The sequence below is a fragment of the Marinobacter albus genome, from assembly GCF_030238305.1.
GTDB lineage: Bacteria > Pseudomonadota > Gammaproteobacteria > Pseudomonadales > Oleiphilaceae > Marinobacter > Marinobacter albus.
Window position 1 is genome coordinate 246,994 of sequence record NZ_JASSQD010000001.1, and the last position, 16,304, is coordinate 263,297.

20 protein-coding genes are annotated in these 16,304 nt (G+C 58.4%); 8 read left to right on the top strand and 12 right to left on the bottom strand.

Annotated elements, in window-relative coordinates; all coding sequences use genetic code 11:
* Positions 1-50 precede the first annotated feature (50 nt).
* The 4 genes from QQF73_RS01175 to QQF73_RS01190 form a co-directional block, all read right to left on the bottom strand.
* Positions 51-239: a twin-arginine translocation signal domain-containing protein gene (locus QQF73_RS01175; RefSeq protein ID WP_219867244.1), complete on the bottom strand. Its 189-nt coding sequence runs from the start codon at positions 237-239 to the stop codon at positions 51-53.
* A gap of 41 nt (positions 240-280) precedes the next feature.
* Positions 281-892 carry a TorD/DmsD family molecular chaperone gene (locus QQF73_RS01180; RefSeq protein ID WP_219867243.1) on the bottom strand — a complete coding sequence of 204 codons (612 nt, stop codon included), beginning with the start codon at positions 890-892 and terminating at the stop codon, positions 281-283.
* 84 nt (positions 893-976) lie between these two features.
* Positions 977-1,591 carry a DUF3306 domain-containing protein gene (locus QQF73_RS01185; RefSeq protein ID WP_219867242.1) on the bottom strand — a complete coding sequence of 205 codons (615 nt, stop codon included), beginning with the start codon at positions 1,589-1,591 and terminating at the stop codon, positions 977-979.
* A complete protein-coding gene (locus tag QQF73_RS01190) occupies positions 1,591-2,169 on the bottom strand; it encodes a DUF3305 domain-containing protein (protein ID WP_285366958.1) in 579 nt (192 codons plus the stop codon). Before QQF73_RS01190 ends, QQF73_RS01185 begins: the two co-directional genes overlap by 1 nt.
* 137 nt (positions 2,170-2,306) lie before the next feature.
* Here QQF73_RS01190 and QQF73_RS01195 point away from each other — a divergent pair, with 137 nt between their 5' ends.
* Genes QQF73_RS01195 through QQF73_RS01210 form a run of 4 tightly spaced genes read left to right on the top strand, consistent with a single transcriptional unit; the run spans position 2,307 to position 6,325 of the window.
* Positions 2,307-4,286 (top strand): 4Fe-4S binding protein, encoded by a 1,980-nt coding sequence (locus tag QQF73_RS01195; RefSeq protein ID WP_285366959.1) that lies wholly within the window; start codon positions 2,307-2,309, stop codon positions 4,284-4,286.
* 19 nt (positions 4,287-4,305) lie between these two features.
* A complete protein-coding gene (locus tag QQF73_RS01200; protein WP_219867239.1) occupies positions 4,306-5,151 on the top strand; it encodes an Mrp/NBP35 family ATP-binding protein in 846 nt (281 codons plus the stop codon).
* Positions 5,148-5,852: a biotin/lipoate--protein ligase family protein gene (locus tag QQF73_RS01205; protein WP_219867238.1), complete on the top strand. Its 705-nt coding sequence runs from the start codon at positions 5,148-5,150 to the stop codon at positions 5,850-5,852. Before QQF73_RS01200 ends, QQF73_RS01205 begins: the two co-directional genes overlap by 4 nt.
* Positions 5,849-6,325, top strand: a complete 477-nt coding sequence (locus QQF73_RS01210) for a DUF6505 family protein (protein WP_219867237.1) — start codon at positions 5,849-5,851, stop codon at positions 6,323-6,325. Before QQF73_RS01205 ends, QQF73_RS01210 begins: the two co-directional genes overlap by 4 nt.
* Here the strand turns inward: QQF73_RS01210 and QQF73_RS01215 are convergent, their stop codons facing one another.
* The 7 genes from QQF73_RS01215 to QQF73_RS01245 all read right to left on the bottom strand — a co-directional run bounded on the left by QQF73_RS01215 (position 6,326) and on the right by QQF73_RS01245 (position 11,833).
* Positions 6,326-7,573: a molybdopterin-binding protein gene (locus QQF73_RS01215; protein WP_285366960.1), complete on the bottom strand. Its 1,248-nt coding sequence runs from the start codon at positions 7,571-7,573 to the stop codon at positions 6,326-6,328.
* A gap of 11 nt (positions 7,574-7,584) precedes the next feature.
* Positions 7,585-8,076 carry a molybdopterin-guanine dinucleotide biosynthesis protein B gene (gene mobB / locus QQF73_RS01220; RefSeq protein WP_219867235.1) on the bottom strand — a complete coding sequence of 164 codons (492 nt, stop codon included), beginning with the start codon at positions 8,074-8,076 and terminating at the stop codon, positions 7,585-7,587.
* Entirely contained in the window at positions 8,073-8,660 is a 588-nt protein-coding gene (mobA, locus tag QQF73_RS01225; protein WP_219867234.1) for a molybdenum cofactor guanylyltransferase MobA, read from the bottom strand. Before mobA ends, mobB begins: the two co-directional genes overlap by 4 nt.
* Positions 8,661-8,672: 12 nt before the next feature.
* On the bottom strand, positions 8,673-9,545 hold the full coding sequence (locus tag QQF73_RS01230) for a formate dehydrogenase accessory sulfurtransferase FdhD (protein WP_228743350.1): 873 nt from the start codon (positions 9,543-9,545) through the stop codon (positions 8,673-8,675).
* An 82-nt stretch (positions 9,546-9,627) separates the two neighbouring features.
* A complete protein-coding gene (locus QQF73_RS01235) occupies positions 9,628-10,425 on the bottom strand; it encodes an ABC transporter substrate-binding protein (RefSeq protein ID WP_219867233.1) in 798 nt (265 codons plus the stop codon).
* A 9-nt stretch (positions 10,426-10,434) separates the two neighbouring features.
* Positions 10,435-11,169 (bottom strand): ATP-binding cassette domain-containing protein, encoded by a 735-nt coding sequence (locus QQF73_RS01240; protein ID WP_285366963.1) that lies wholly within the window; start codon positions 11,167-11,169, stop codon positions 10,435-10,437.
* Positions 11,138-11,833, bottom strand: a complete 696-nt coding sequence (locus tag QQF73_RS01245) for an ABC transporter permease (protein WP_219867231.1) — start codon at positions 11,831-11,833, stop codon at positions 11,138-11,140. Before QQF73_RS01245 ends, QQF73_RS01240 begins: the two co-directional genes overlap by 32 nt.
* Before the next feature lie 458 nt (positions 11,834-12,291).
* Here QQF73_RS01245 and QQF73_RS01250 point away from each other — a divergent pair, with 458 nt between their 5' ends.
* The 4 genes from QQF73_RS01250 (at position 12,292) to QQF73_RS01265 (ending at position 15,229) form a co-directional block, all read left to right on the top strand.
* Positions 12,292-13,203, top strand: coding sequence for an esterase/lipase family protein (locus QQF73_RS01250; RefSeq protein ID WP_219867230.1), 912 nt, complete (start codon positions 12,292-12,294; stop codon positions 13,201-13,203).
* Positions 13,200-13,514, top strand: a complete 315-nt coding sequence (locus QQF73_RS01255; RefSeq protein WP_219867229.1) for a hypothetical protein — start codon at positions 13,200-13,202, stop codon at positions 13,512-13,514. The genes QQF73_RS01250 and QQF73_RS01255 overlap by 4 nt, the downstream gene beginning before the upstream one ends.
* Positions 13,515-13,575: 61 nt before the next feature.
* The gene (locus QQF73_RS01260; protein ID WP_219867228.1) at positions 13,576-13,833 is read left to right on the top strand and encodes an HP1242/YdcH family protein; all 258 of its coding nucleotides are present in this window, start codon (positions 13,576-13,578) and stop codon (positions 13,831-13,833) included.
* A 100-nt stretch (positions 13,834-13,933) separates the two neighbouring features.
* Positions 13,934-15,229 (top strand): glycerophosphodiester phosphodiesterase family protein, encoded by a 1,296-nt coding sequence (locus QQF73_RS01265; RefSeq protein WP_285366965.1) that lies wholly within the window; start codon positions 13,934-13,936, stop codon positions 15,227-15,229.
* A gap of 102 nt (positions 15,230-15,331) precedes the next feature.
* Here the strand turns inward: QQF73_RS01265 and cysK are convergent, their stop codons facing one another.
* Positions 15,332-16,303: a cysteine synthase A gene (gene cysK / locus QQF73_RS01270; RefSeq protein ID WP_285366967.1), complete on the bottom strand. Its 972-nt coding sequence runs from the start codon at positions 16,301-16,303 to the stop codon at positions 15,332-15,334.
* Position 16,304 lies beyond the last annotated feature (1 nt).

Sequence of the window (16,304 nt, forward strand, 5' to 3'; positions counted from 1 at the left end):
AGGTGTGATCATTCAGGAGCATCACGCAATCCTGAACGACGCACGCTTCCTCAAAAGCGAGCCGATTCGAAGTATTTCCTTGTGTGCTCAGTGTCACGCAGACCGCGGCTTTTCGGGGCGTCGTTAGCGACCTCGGCTGCGGCGTTCGGTGCAACTGCCATGGCAACGGCAGCTGGTGCTGCGGTTGCTGCCAGCTGCAAGAAACGGCGACGGCTGTTTTCATGTTTGGGGTTGTCCATCGGACACCTCCACCTGAGTTAAGGGATCGGGCAGATCCCGGTTACTGAATTGCAAAAGCATCAGCTTCTACGGTCATGAAAGCCCGACCCAACGAGCCCACAGGAGCGAAGAAGACTGCGCTTTGCGCTTCTTCCAAATCGGTAAAAAATAACGCCGCCCACTTTGCCAGGTGGGCGTCAAAAAAGGCTTTCTGTGAAGGCAAATCGCTGTCGCACTCGAACTCGCCCGTGATGATGCCCGCCATGATTTCGCACAGCGTGCTGATGTGATCTTCGGGCTCTTTAACGTCATCCCTCGATTTGATGCCCCTGACCATCAGATCGCTACGCAATTTCGCGAGGGGCTTCTCATTCAGAAAACCGGTGAGGTAGTAACTGGCGTAAGGCAGCAGTTCACCACGGCCGACGCCCACGAAAAGGTTGTTGTACTCGCGTTCGGCGTCATAAGGAGTAGTGCGTTCGGCAAGAGCTGCGAGATTCTTTGAGGCAGCCCCCAGCGGAGTGTCATCACCCTTTAGCGATGCCAATCCGGTGAGCAGCTCTTTGGAAGGTGGCCCCCCCAGCAAGACGCCCAGCAACTGATACATTTGGGCTCGCGCACGATCTTCGTCGTTGATCGAACGGGGGCATGGAACTTCTACAGCGTTGGCCAAGTTTTATCTCTCTTGTTGTTGTTTAAATTTCCATCACTATTCTATAGACCCGATTTAGCGCGGGAGCAACTTCGGCTTCAGCCGCTAATGGTCAAAACGCATCCTGGGACGATAGCGAGGTGTCGTTTCCAGCTCAGGCTCGGGAGCCACAGGTTCAGAGTGGCGGCTAGCGGTAAGGGGTTCTGCACGCATTTCGGATTCTGAATGGTCGACGATTTCTTCGGCGTCCTCCGCAGAGGAAATCGTTTCCGAAGCGTTGGCCTGTTCCTTAACCGGGATCTCGACTTGCTCATCCACCCTTGCGGTTTTATCAATTAAGCCCTGCCCAACTTTGTACAGGGTCTGCACGACGTTGCCTGCAGTGGCGGCGTCCGAGAAATCTTCGTCGTAGTCATTGAGTCCGTCCAGCACTGCCAGAACGGGGTTTGATTTCCACAGCGCGCGCAGGGCCTTACGACGGAGGAATTCGGGAATTTCTTTTCGCATGAACCCGGTAATGTCGGTGCCCAGCACGATGGTATCCGGGGCGGGCAGGTTGTACTTCTCCAGGATCTCATGCTCGGGCAAGGTCTCATTGATGACGAGTTCTTGCGCTTCGGGTGATGGTTCGGATTCGGCTGGCGAGGGAGGGGCGAGCTCCGCCTCTTTGCGAGCTTCGGCTTTCTGACGCGACCAGCGCTGCAGGCGTGACTCACTCATCAGTGCACCCTGGGTTTTTTGAGGTGGGAGGGAGCACGGTAGACGTCGCTCTGCTGACGGATACGTGGATCGCCTTTGCCCTCCTCGACAGCGTCAACACGGACCTCATCGCGACGGCGTTTCTTGAACGGCTCCTCGATGTAATGCATGTCGATAAACTCTTTGATCCAGGCCGCCAGCGACTCGGGGATCGGAACGGCTTCGACAATGCTTTCGCCACTGTCCAGGGCATCCAACGCCTCGTGGGCACTGGCGGTAATGGTGCTGACCACCCACCCTGAGGGAGAGCGACTGGTCTGGTCTTTATCCATGATGATCCAGACGGAGGGAACGGTCATGTTAAGGGACACAAGGTAACCTTCCACATCGGCGCGAAACAGTTCCATGGGAACGGTGCCTGCGTGAAAATCGACCACCTCGCCCTCGCGAACCAGCTCTTTCCAGAACGCCTCCGGTGCGCCCGGTATGACGGCCACTGGCTTCCAGATATCACGCGCCCACCGGGTCACGCCAGGGGAACGGCGGACGACGGCACCCACTTGTATCTCGCGTTTCCAATGCTCTGTGCGACTGCTCATGACTACATCTCTTTTTTTTAAAAGCTAGCAGAGCCCAAACAATTATCCAGTTGTCTAAAAAGAAAGGGCTGTGCCATGCTCTAACGGAGGCATGATCACGTATACGTATAACAACAACGAAAAGAGTCAAATTCCTGATGACGGCACACAAGACCCTACTGTTATGCACCTGCGATAAATCACAGTCGCTTGATCACAAGGCACTGCAAACGGCAGCGGCAGCTGAGCAGGTGATCGTTGTGGATCAACTGTGCGGCAACGATATGAAAACTGCTGCAGAGCATCTGGGCGGCAGTAGCGAAGTGCTCATTGCCTGCGGCCAACAAGCTGCCTTGTTCGAGCGTTTGAGCGAGGACATATACAGTGAAATTCAGCACTCCGCTCCGCTGAGTTCCATCGATATCAGGGATCGCGCGGGCTGGAGCGCACCGAACGCAAGCCCGAAGCGCATACACGCCAAACAGGCAGCCTTGATTGCCGCCGCACAGTTACCGGCTCCTATGGCGCCGGTGAAAACCATTCAGTCCAGCGGGGTGTGTTGCATTGTCGGTCCTACCGAGCAGGCCATCAGGATGGCTGAACTGGTGCAGGACGAGCTGGGGGTTACGTGCATCGTCAATGATTCGGGGCCGATACAGCTACCCTCCGCTGGCTACGACGTGGCCAGAGGTCAATTGACGGCGGCCCAAGGCGCGCTGGGCAACTTCAAACTGGAGTTTGTCCAACTGCAAACGCTGAATCCCTCGGGTCGTGGCGCCCTCGGTTTTGGCGAGATCAAAGCCACTGCCCGCAGTGAGTGCGACATCTTTATTGACCTGCGCGGTATTGGCCCCGCGTTTCCCAGTCATGAAAAGCGCAACGGCTATTTCTGGGCTGACCCGGCGAAAACCGGAGAGTTGGAACGTATCGCCTTGACCGCCAGGGATCGGGTCGGTGAGTTTGAGAAGACCGTGTTTTTCAGGCTGGAAGAATCACTGTGTGCGCATTCCCGGGCGAACCAGACGGGCTGTACGCGTTGTCTGGACGTCTGTCCGACCGAAGCTATTTTTTCCGCTGGCGACCACATACAAATCGATTCGGATATTTGCGCCGGCTGCGGATCCTGTGCGGCGGTCTGTCCGACGTCGGCCGTGACCATGAATGAAACCCCCTTCGAGGCCATCACCCAGTACCTGGAAGTCATGGCCCGGGTCTACCGCGAGCATACCAGCGAAGCTCCGCGTCTGGTTTTTCACACGTTGAGCGCTGGTGCGGAGGCCATTGTCTATCTGGCTCGATATGACGATGGGCTGGCTGATGATCTGATCCCGCTGGGACTGGAACATGTAGACCGGATCGGTCATGCGGAAATCATGGCCGCGTTCGGGGCGGGTTATGCAGAAGTTCTGATCCTGGCAGATAACGAGATAGACCGCCGGGCGGTTACGGCGGAAGTTGAGTTGGCGCAGGCCATGCTCAAAGGCACCCATAATTCACCCAGCCGGGTCCGGGTTATCGAAGCCATCGAACTCTGCGCCGCTGGTGATAACGCCGGACGGGTCAGTGAGCCGGTTTTGCTGGTTGGCGGTCGCCGTGACATCACCCGGGTCACCGTTGCCGCGATGGCGGACAGGATCGAAGCGCCGATTCCTCTGCCCGTGGGCGCCCCCTACGGTGCGATAGAAATCGATTCTGATAAATGCACACTCTGTCTGGCTTGTGTATCACTGTGTCCGACCGGTGCCCTTGGCGACCACCCTGACAGGCCGGAAGTCCAGTTCACGGAAAACGCCTGCGTTCAATGTGGCGTCTGTGATAGCACCTGTCCGGAAACGGCCATCACTCTGAAACCCCAGTTGGATGTGTCGAAGGATGCGTTGAGTGCCCGGGCATTGCATGGCGAAGAACCGTTCGAATGCATCAGTTGTGGAACGCCCTTTGGTGTCGCCAGCACCATTAACCGGATCGTTGAAAAACTGGAAAACCAGCACTGGATGTACACTAACGCTGACAATGTCCAGCTCATAAAGATGTGCGACGACTGTCGAGTGAAAGCCCAGTACCACACGGATAACTCACCCATGGCAGGGGGCGAGCGTCCTCGGGTTCGCACCAGGGACGACTACCTGGACAGTTAAAAACAAAACAGGACACAACATGGTTCAATACGTTGACGCGGGACAAGCCAATCTGATCGGCACCGACGCGCCCCGGCCCCAGGACAAAAATCCTAAGGGGATTGATCGCATCATCGCCATCGCCTCGGGTAAGGGTGGTGTGGGCAAGTCGACAGTGGCGTCCAATCTGGCGGTTGCGCTGGCCTCGAAAGGTCTCAAGGTGGGTCTGTTAGATGCGGATGTCTACGGGCCCAGCCAGCCCCGTATGCTGGGTGTTTCAGGTCGTCCGTCCAGTCCTGACGGGCATACCATATTGCCCCTGCGCAATCATGGCGTGACCCTGATGTCCCTGGGGCTGATGGCCCCGGACGACGAAGCCATCGTCTGGCGCGGACCCATGCTGATGGGCGCCCTGCAACAGATGATGAATCAGGTGGATTGGGGCAGGCTGGATGTGCTGCTGGTGGATCTTCCCCCGGGAACGGGTGACGTCCAGATGACCCTGAGTCAGAAATTCTTTGTGGCCGGCGCCGTTGTGGTCTCGACACCCCAGGACATCGCTTTGATGGATGCGCGCAAAGGCATCGATATGTTCAACCGGATGGAGGTGCCGCTGTTTGGTCTGATCGAAAACATGGCATCCTTCGTCTGTGACGGTTGCGGGAAAGAACACCACCCGTTCGGATCCGGCGGCGCCAGGGCTGAAGCACAAAAGCTTGGCGCGCCGTTTCTGGGCGAGATCCCGCTCGATCTGGATATCCGTGTGGGCTCGGACGGCGGCGTTCCGATTGTGGTGTCAAAGCCGGATAGCCCGCAGGCAAAGGCTTTCCAGCGTATTGCCGATGAAATTGTTGCTTCTGATGTCTACGCCCGGGCTATGCGATGATCGAGTCACCCCAGTTCCCGCCGCTACTCTCGGGCGAAGTGGTGCCCAAGCACACGGATCCCTTTGACAAGGCCGTCAGCCGAGCCATCGCCGGGGTCGATTCCGGGACGATTTTTTACTCCGACGCGGTCGACACCTTGCGGGCAGCTCTGGTGCTGGCACCGGAAACGAGCCTGGAAGAGGCGATTCAAGCCGTTTACGTGGCCCAGATAGGTCTGGCCGAGAGTCTGGGGGCACTGGCCCCGCCCGAAGTGCCTGTGCACTTTCAATGGCCCGATCGTATCAAGGTCAATGGCGCCCTCTGCGGTGTTGTTCGCTTTGCCGCAGATGTGTCTGATCCCAAAGCGCAACCTAACTGGCTGGTCATCGGCATCAATGTACCCTTCATGCATTTGAGCAACGAGCCAGGCAAAAACCCGAATCAAACCTGTCTGCACGAGGAGGGTTGTGTCGAGATCACCCCCATGGGGCTGCTGGAAAGCTGGTCCAAGCACACCTTGCTGTGGTTGACCTACTTCATGGACAGTGGGTTCGAACGCGTACATAGCGAGTGGCGACCACGTTGTGACACTCTGGGTAAAATGATCGACCAGCCAAAACCCGGAGTCTTTGTTGGTCTGGATGAAAAGGGCCGGATGCTATTGCGTCAGGACGTCATGACCGAGACAGTGAGTTTGATTGAATTCGCGGAGCACCTATGAAACTGGCCAGAACCCTGCGTCTGGATGTATCCGATGAAAATGTCTACGAGGTGCCTGCCCCCAGCGGCGAATGGGCGATCTCAGGCGGATTCGAGTTTTCGAACTGGCGCGAAGCGGATCTGACGGGCAAGGCCCGTCAGGCCTTCAGCAACGGCTGGTACAGTGTAGAGTCGGGTGGCCGCGCCAGTTTTGTTGGGGTCTGTGACATTACTGAAGCGGAACTGGAGCAGTTGTGCAGGACCCTCGCGCAAACTTTCGTTGAGCGCTACGGTGCGCCGGATATCGACGCGGCTTACCCCGTCGCCTGCGAAGAAATTGAGCAGATGCGTAGCATGTGTGAGGACTTCGAAGACAACACCCTGCTGATGGTCAGCCGCACGCTGACCGAGCTGGGAGTTGAGGAAACCTACCGCTCCCGGGCTCCACAAGATGCCTCACTGGAGGCCTTTGCCGTGCACGGCAGCGTCGAGTGATTACAACCCGAAGCTGCCGTAGGGGATGAACTGCACGGGGGTCCCGGGCTCGATTTGCTGCGCAGTCTCATCCAGTTCCACCAGACCCTCAGACCAGGCCAGCCCCGTAACCCGGCCCGAGCCTTCAGAGCCGAACACCTCAACCTGACCGTTACGGACCCGAGCGCGCAACATCTCGCTGCGCCCCGGCTTTTTGTTCTTGGTAAAACTGGCGGGCACGAGATAGCCCTGAGGTTCGAACCACTCCCCCCCTGCCAGCAGCGCCATCGCGGGCGCGCCGAAACGCAGCGCGCAGACCCAGGCGGCCACCGGATTGCCCGGCAACCCCACCACAGGCGTGCCACGGAACATGGCCAGCGCCAGCGGCCGCCCGGGCTTGATCGCGATGCGCCAGTTGCTGATGTCACCGTGGGTTTTCAGCGTTTTCGACACATGATCCTCGTCCCCGGCAGATATCCCGCCGCTGGTCAGGATCAGGTCGCATTGCTCGGCGCCACGCTCTAACGCTGCTTTGACGTCCGCAGCCCGGTCCAGTACATGGCCCAGGTCGACCAACTCGTAGCCAAGCTGTGCCACCAGGGCACTCAGCATCGGGCGGTTCGCGTCGTAAATCTGCCAGTCGGTGACCGCTGAACCGACTGGCTTCACTTCATCGCCCGTGGACAGGACGCCAACGCGCAGTCGCTGATACACATCCACCGACGCCACACCCACGCTGGCGAGGACTGAAACCTGGGTCGGCGTCAGGCGGGTTGCCGCCTTGAGGATGCGATCCTGCGCTTTGATGTCCTCACCCGCTTTTCGCCGATTGGCGCCTGCTTTTAACGTACCGTTCAAATGCAACTGGCCATCGACGACCTCGCAATCCTCTTCCAGTGCCACCGTATCAGTGCCAGCCGGCATCACCGCGCCGGTCAGGATCCGGATCGCGTGGCCTTCGGGCACCTGCCCCATGTAAGGTTCACCGGCGGCACTGCGGCCATCCACCAGGGGCAGGGCGCAGGGTACCCGGGTTAAAGGTCCTGCAAACGCATAGCCGTCGACCGCAGAATTGCTGCTGGGGGGATGGGCGCGAGGCGCATAGACATCGCTCGCCAGTATCCGCCCACTCACCTGTGACAGCGGAACAGCGCGCTCCACGCCCACCACGGGATGCAAACGTGAACGCAAGCGCTCCAGTGCCTCGTCTACGGGTGTCCAGTTTACCCCGGGGGGCAGGGCAAAACAGTCGTTACGAAGCTCGTTCATGATTCTCCCGTTTACGGCCCTCTTGGGCTCAGAATAAAGTCGGCTATCCCGGATACATCGTTCAAATCAAAGCCGGGGCCCGAAAACTCCGAAGGATAATCCGTTGCCACTGCAATAATGCTGGCGTCTTCCAGATGAAGCGGCGCACGGGAACACTCCTGCCTGTGCACTTCGATCTTGGGGTGTTTATGGGACTTGAACCCCTCAACCACGACCCAGTCGCAGGGGCCCAGACGGGCCAGCAACTCATCCATGGTCGGCTCGTTGGCGTCCCGAAGCTCGTGCATGATGGCGAAGCGTTGTCCACCCGCCAGGATGACCTCCCGGGCGCCGGCCTCGCGATGCCGGTAGCTGTCGGTGCCGGGCTGGTCGACATCCACTTTATGGTGGGCATGTTTGATCGAATTGACCGTTAAACCTCGGCTGGAAAGCTCACGGATCAGTGCGCTGGCCAGGGTGGTTTTTCCGCAGTTTTTCCAGCCGACAATACCAATGACATTCACTTCAGATGCTGCTCCGCCCAGGCCAGATCTTCTGGCGTGTTGATGTTGAAAAAGTCATCCTCACCGAAAATCACCAGGGTCTCGCCCTGGGTTTGTGTCCACTGACGAATCTTGCGCACGCCGTCGTTCAGGGCATCTCTCAAATCGTGACGCAATGCAACCCGCCAGCGGCCAAAGGTCGGTTGGGGCACTCGGCCGCGCTCCGGGTCCGGCGTCGCCGCCAATACCACCGGAGTATCGTATTCGGACAAACGCCGTGCCAGGTCTAGAGGGAAGGATGGGGTATCGGCGGCGACACTGATCAGCCAATCGTGGCCCTGTTCCGCCGCCCAATCCATTCCTGCCAGCACACCCGCCAGCGGGCCCGCGTAGCCGGTGACAGAGTCGGCCACCACGGGCAACCCCAAATCGTCGAAACGACTCAGATCCCCATTGGCGTTCAACACCACGGCGTCGACCTGCGGCGTGATTCGATCAATGACACGCTGGATCAACGACCGATCGCCCAGCAACAATCGTCCCTTGTCACCGCCGCCCATGCGGTTTGCCTGGCCACCGGCCAGAATGACTGCGCACTCAGTCATGCTCCGCCTCCGTCAATCACGCTGAGCACCTTTACGGCGCATTTTCTTGTCCTCATCGGGAACCTGCGACAAGTCCTGATCGTAGACCAGACGGTGCTGGCCACTGAGGCAGGTGAATTTCTTGCCGCGCATCCGGCCAATCAGCGTCAACCCGACCTGCCGGGCAATATCGACGCCCCAGGCAGTGAAGCCGGACCGGCTGATGAGGGTAGGAATGCCCATCAGGGCGGTCTTGATCACCATCTCGGAGGTCAGGCGGCCTGTAGTGTAAAGAACTTTATCGGCCGCCTGGATGTCGTTCAAGTGCATCCAGCCAGCGATCTTGTCGACCGCATTGTGACGTCCGACATCCTCCATATAGGCCAGGACCTGAAGCCCCTGACACAGGGCCGTGCCGTGAATGGCGCCGGTTTCCATGTACAGGCTGGGCGTGTGATTAATCTGGTAGGAGAGGTCGTAGAAGGTGCTGGTATGAACCGGTGTGTCCGGTAAGGACAGCCCTTCAAGTCCCGCCATCATGTCTCCAAACACAGTGCCCACGGCGCAGCCTGAGGTCCGGGTTTTCTTTTCCAGCTTGTCTTCCACGTCTGTGACACCCGCGGTGCGAACCACAGCGACTTCCAGCTCTTCGTCAAAATCGATCTTCGTGACCCGGTCGGTCTCTTTCAGCATCCCCTGGTTCAGGAGAAAACCGAGCGCCAGGTACTCCGGGTGATCGCCGATGGTCATTGCCGTGACGATCTCCTGGCTGTTCAGATAGATGGTCAGGGGACGCTCTTCGATCACACTGATCGATTTGGCTTGACCGGTCTCGTCAACGCCTTCAACAGTGCGCGATAGCCGGGGGTCGGTGGGGTTGGGAAGAAGCTTTTCAATCGTCATCATTGTTCGAGCCATTCGGGGTGTTACGCGACATATGATGCCGGTGTCGGATTACGCTTGGCCAACCCGATCATATCCGGTCAACCTAGTTGGCATTCGGAAAAAATAACTGTTTACCATCAACCTGATAGGCGCCAATGGCGGCTTGTCCGGTTTCGGACACCAACCACTGTGCAAAGGTCTTCGCCGCCTCTTGATTCACGCTGGGACACTTGTCCGCGTTGACGGGAATAATACCGTACTGGTTAAACAGGGAGGCGTCTCCCTCGTAGAGAATGGTGGCATCCTGTTTGTTGGCAAATGTGATCCAGGTGGCTCTGTCGGTCAACACATAGGCGCTCAGGGTCACGCCCGTGTTGAGGGTTGCGCCCATGCCGCTGCCGGTTTCAAGGTACCATTGACCGGATCCGGTATCAGGGTCGATACCGGCCGCCTGCCACAGAGATCGTTCTTTCTTGTGTGTCCCCGAATCGTCCCCGCGTGACGCAAACTTAGCCCCTGATTGCTTGATCCGCTCCAGAGCCTCAATAACGTTCTGAGCTCCTCCTACATTGGCCGGATCAGTTTCAGGCCCGATGATGACGAAGTCGTTGTACATCAGGTCGCGGCGGTAATCGCCATAACCTTCGGTGACGAATTTTTCTTCCGCGGGCTTGGCGTGAACCAGGAGAACGTCCCCGTCACAATGCATGGCGTTTTTGATCGCCTGTCCCGTGCCCACTGCGACGACATGAACCTCAACACCGGTGTCCTTTTCCTGTATCGGTAACAGGTAGTCATACAGACCACTGTTCTGAGTTGAAGTGGTGGATTGGACGATGATCGTATCCGCCAGAGTTTGAGCGCTTAACATTAAAGCAATGCAGGTGATGAGATGTTTCATGGCAGCCCTCTAAAACAGGATTTCACCGGCCAGATAAGCTTTGGCCGCAGGGGTCTGGGGCGTGGTAAAGAATTGATCCGCCGGACTCTGCTCCGCTACCTTCCCATTAGACATAAATACGATTTCATCGGCCAGACGTCTAGCCTGACTTTGATCATGACTGACCAGGATCACCTTGGTTCCCTGGAGGCTTTGCGCTTTGACCAGGGATTCGATTAACAAAACCGATGCCGGATCAAGGTTAGCCGTCGCCTCATCCAGGAGCAACAATGCGGGCTCACTCAACAGCGCTCGGGCCAGGGACAGTCGTTGCTGTTCCCCACCTGACAGCATCCGGGCGGGTTGGTCGGCGCGGTTAGCCAGGTTGACCGACTCCAGGGCCTGAATCAAACGCTCGGGCGCGGTCTTGGCAATCTCGGGGGCCGCAAAGGCCAGATTCTGCAGCACGGTTCGGCGCAGCAGTACCGGGTGCTGAAAGACCATGGCCTGCTCATCGCGACTGTCCGCGACTGCCAGAGAACCCAGTTTGATGAATCCCTGATCCGGAGTGATCAGGCCATGCAGACAGCGCAAGAGCAGGGTTTTGCCTGCGCCGTTCGGGCCCATAATCACAGTGATACCAGGGTCATCAATCTTCAGGTTCACCCCTCCCAGCACGGGCCGATCGCTTCTGGTCAGGCGCAGATCGCGGATACTTATGGGCAATAGTGGATTAGGCATATTGGCGTTTCGCAGCGTATTCACGGACGCCTATCACCAGCGCGTTGACCAGCAATGACAGCGACAGCAGCACCGCTCCCAGGCCCAAGGCGAGGGTCAGGTTGCCCTTGGAGGTTTCCAGCGCGATGGCGGTGGTCATGACACGGGTCAGATGATCAATATTGCCGCCGACGATGATGACAGCACCAACCTCGGCGATGGCGCGACCGAAGCCCGCCAGAATGCAGGTGGTCAGGGCATAGCGTGCGTCCACCAGATAGGCCACCACAGCCCGGCGTCCGGTGATTCCCATGGAGTAAAAAGTATCGCGGTATTCCTGATGGAGATTCTCAATCACCTGATTCGACAGGGCCGCAATAATCGGGGTGATCAGGACTGCCTGCGCGATGATCATGGCAGAGGGTGTGTACAGAAGCCCCAGCCAACCCAGTGGCCCGGACCGAGACAGCAGCAGGTACACGATCAGCCCCACAACCACCGGGGGCATGCCCATCAGAGCATTGAGCAAAAGGATGCAGAATTTCCGCCCCGGAAATTTGGAGATCGCCAGCCAGCTCCCGAGGGGCAAACCGATGATGGCGGATATGGCCAAGGCAATCAGGCTGACCCGGATGGACAGCAAAAGGATTTCGAAGAGATCTGCATCCAGCGTGATAATCAGTCGAAAGGCTTCAGACAAAGCATCCATTTATAAGGATAGTCCTGCAGCAGTAAAACAAAGATTCAATCCTCTTTGCCTCAGGTTCGCAAGGGCTTTGAGCAGGTTCAACCCGAGTGGAAACGAAACAAAGGTGATTCTGCGAGTCCGGGTGCGTCGAGCGCCGAATGAATCATGGTAAGGCCCGATATAGACGACTTTTATTATTCTACGTAAAGGCTAAAGCTACAGATGTTGATGTTCGGAGGGAAGAGATACTTCGACGAAATCGGCATCGAGGGGGTTGAGCAGGGGCACTGACTATGGACCTCAGTCAGGCCGAGAAGCGGGCCGCCAAACAGGCTTAACTGTGCCAGAAGCTTCGCGCCCGTCTGAAGTACATGGAGAGAGCATTTCCGGCTTCTACAATCTGAACGATCAGGGCAAGCGCGTGTCTGAGCGGCAATGGGTGTAGACTGGGTCGAAATTTCACAGAAGGAAGCTGTTTCATGCCGTCTGCACCGATGCCTCGGTGGCAACGCCAGACCTCTGCTATTGCGAGTGGTTTCCTCGGTGACTGGCTGGAGTCACGCCGAAATCCGCTGGCGGTCTCTCTGGCGTTGCTGCACCAGAATTCCGAGCTGGACCCGGCATATCCCTGCATTGACGAGCCTTCCGGAACCCTGTGCCTTTCCATACATGGCCTGATGGAGCTGGAAACGGTCTGGCGCATGCCGGGTGCCTCGGGTGACAGCTACGGTGCATCGCTCTCGTCGGCCATTCGCGGGGGTGTTACCGATCTTGTGCTGCGTTACAACACTGGTCGGCCCATCTACCGCAATGGCCGGGATCTGGCACAGCTGTTGGAACAGGTTGTTACTTCCTGGCCCGTGCCCGTCACCCGCCTGATCCTGCTTGGGCACAGTATGGGGGGGCTGGTGATTCGCAGCGCCTGCCAGTCGGGGCAAGCAGCCGGGCACCGGTGGTTGAAGGCGCTCAGCGATTGCGTGTACATCGGATCGCCTCATGATGGATCCTGGTTGGCCAGGGGCGCGCGTTCGGTGGCGGGGATGCTTAATGACATGCCCCGCGACTACCTGAAGGTGATTGGTGAGGTGATTGATTTGCGTAGCTCGGGCATTCGTAATCTTTCCCGGGGCGACATTCTGGAACAGGGTGCGGGTGAGGCGCCATTGCTGCCCGGCGCCCGGCATTATGTGGTCTGTGGTTTGTTGTCCCGCTCCAGAACTCACCCCGTGAATGCGTTGTTCGGCGATGCCCTGGTGCATGAAGCCAGTGCGCAGGGGCTGGAACAACCGGGCTGGCAGCTGGCGGGCATGGCGACGTTTCCGGGGATTGACCACATTGGTCTGGCCCATCACCCGGATGTGGCAACTCAACTGCAGGAGTGGTTGGTATGAGTATCCAGATTGATCCGCACCAGCGCCGCTGGTGGCTCGGGATGGGGGACCTGCTCGCGCAGGGGGCGAGTCACAGCGCGTTGAAGCTCGAGCGCGTGCACCTTGCGATAGCTGACGAAACCTTCGGCCTTCTGGAGCGCGTTCCGGTTGCCCGTCCCTGGAGCCGGCTGGTTCGGGTGTCGCATCGTGGTATCTCAAGGGTGAGCTACAGAAGTGTGAGCTTGGCCGCTGCGGGCCTGGGCTTTGCAATTGCGGCATTATCGCCGGATCCGGATCCGGATCAGGCCGTTGATCGGGATCAAGAAGCATAGGGCAGCCGCACTCTAAACTGACGGGGAATAATCCCTAACTCAGCCATGGAGAGTGCTGGCGATGCCTTTGGAAAAACACGATCTTTTGCACGAATTGCCCGAGTCCAGAGAAGCGATACACCTGCTTAAAGCCAACAGTGGCCACTTTGCCCGGCTGTTCGATGAGTATCATGAGCTGGACCATGAGATTCACCGGATTGAGTCGGGCGCTGAAAACACCTCGGACGACTACCTGGAAAACCAGAAGAAGCAGCGTCTGAGCCTGAAGGACCAGCTGTACACGATGGTTCGGGAGTATGAGGCGGCTGCCGCCGGCTGACATAAAACGCCCACACAGTGGTCAACTAACGTTCACGCCATCGTAACGCTCCTTGTGAACACTGAATTGGCAGTATCATTCATTTCACAAGGAGCTGTTTATGATATTACGCACATTGCTGGGCATCGCGCTTTGCTCACCTCCCCTGGCTTGCACGCAGGCTGCGCCGAACACCCAGGCGGGGCAGAACCGGTTGCCGCCCGGACAGGTCGACTGGCAGGGAGCCTTGGAGCATGGTGCCAAAGGTCATGACACCATCGAGATCGGGCCGCGCCCGTTCTGGCTGGTCGACGACATGGATGAAGGCCCGCTGAAAGAGCGTCTGCAAGCCTGCCAAACCAAGCACCTGAAGCGAACCGATTTCTCGATTGGCCACCGGGGCGCGCCGCTCCAGTTTCCGGAACACACCCTGGAATCCTACGTTGCTGCCGCCAAGATGGGGGCCGGTATTGTCGAGTGTGATGTCGCATTCACCAAGGACCGGGAGCTGGTGTGCCGGCACGCCCAGAATGACCTGCATACCACCACCGACATCGTCACTATTCCCGAATTGAATGCCAGGTGTACCCAGCCCTTTGTGCCAGCAGACCCTGCCACGGGCATACCGGCCCGGGCGGAGTGTCGGACCAGCGACATCACCCTGGCCGAGTTCAAAACCCTGAAGGGCAAGATGGATGCCTTCAATCCTATGGCAACCACCCCGGAAGAGTATGTGCGTGGCACCGCAGACTGGCGGACCGATCTGTACACCGCCCGTGGCACCCTGATGACCCATCGCGAGAGCATCGACCTGTTTCAGGCCCTTGGTGTGAAATTCACGCCGGAGCTTAAATCACCGGTGGTCGAGATGCCCTTCGAGGGCGACTACAGCCAGCAGGATTACGCCCGCCAGATGATCGAAGACTACCGCAAGGCCGGGGTGTCTCCCGGGGATGTCTGGCCGCAGTCGTTCAATCTGGATGACGTACTGTTCTGGATTAACGAAACCCCGCGCTTTGGTGAGCAGGCGGTGTTTCTCGATCAGGCCAAACCCACGGATGGCAACACCTCTCTGGCCTATATGGAGAGTTTGAAAGCCCAGGGCGTGAACATTCTGGCGCCCGCGCTCTGGAAGTTGCTGGCGCTGAATGGGCACCAGGAGATCGTGCCATCCGGGTATGCCGAGAATGCCCGTCTGGCCGGGCTGGATTTGATTGCCTGGACGGTGGAGCGGAGTGGTCCATTGGCCAGCGGCGGTGGCTGGTACTACCAGAGCGTCACGGATGCCATCAACAACGACGGTGACGTGCTTACGGTGATCGACGCGCTCGCGAGGGACGTGGGCGTGATTGGCATCTTCTCTGATTGGCCGGCTACCACAACGTTTTATGCCAACTGCATGGGGCTGGCTGAATAGTTATTTCGTCGCTGATGGGGTGGAAGTGAGGCAACTTTAAAATATCAGTGCCTTAAGGAACCGTGGGCGCGGCCGGTGGCCGCGTCCCCGCTAAGCTCTTCGTTACTGCTTGTTCTCCAGATCCCCGAACTGGTCGGCAAACAGGGCCGATGACAGGTAACGTTCCGCCGAATCCGGCAGCACCACGACGATATTCTTGCCCTTGTGCTCCGGCTGCTTGCTGACGCGTACCGCCGCGACCACCGCTGCGCCACAGGAAATGCCGCACAGGATGCCTTCTTCCTGCATCAGCCGATGGGCCATCTCCATGGCCTCTTCGTTGGACACCGTTTCAACCTGGTCCACCATGTCCAGATCCAGGTTCTTGGGTACGAAGCCGGCCCCGATGCCCTGGATTTTGTGGGGTGAGGGCTTTGGCTCTTCGCCCCTGAGGGTCTGGGTGATCACCGGCGAATCCGTGGGCTCGACCGCCACGGTGGTGATCTGCTTGCCACGGGTTTCCTTGATATAGCGGGACACACCGGTGAGGGTGCCGCCGGTGCCAACGCCGGAGACAAAGATGTCGACCTCGCCATCGGTGTCGTGCCAGATCTCGGGGCCTGTGGTGTCTTCATGAATGCGCGGGTTGGCCGGATTCTGGAACTGTTGCGGCAGGAAATGGCTATCGGGATCGGAGGCGAAAATCTCCTCGGCTTTGGCAATGGCGCCGGGCATACCCTTGGCGGGCTCGGTCAGGACCAGTTCTGCGCCCAGCGCCTTGAGCACCTTGCGCCGTTCCAGACTCATGGACGAAGGCATGGTGAGTACCAGCTTGTAGCCGCGCGCTGCCGCCACGAACGCCAGGGCAATGCCGGTGTTGCCGCTGGTCGGTTCCACAATGGTCATGCCGGGCTTGAGGGTGCCCCGCTTTTCCGCATCCCAGATCATGGCCGAACCAATACGGCATTTCACGGAATAGGCCGGGTTTCGGCCTTCAATCTTGGCCCAGATAGTGGCCCCGTCGTTTACCCGGTTCAGCTGGATCAGCGGCGTGTTACCGATGGAAAGGGAATTGTCTTCATAGATGCGTGCCATG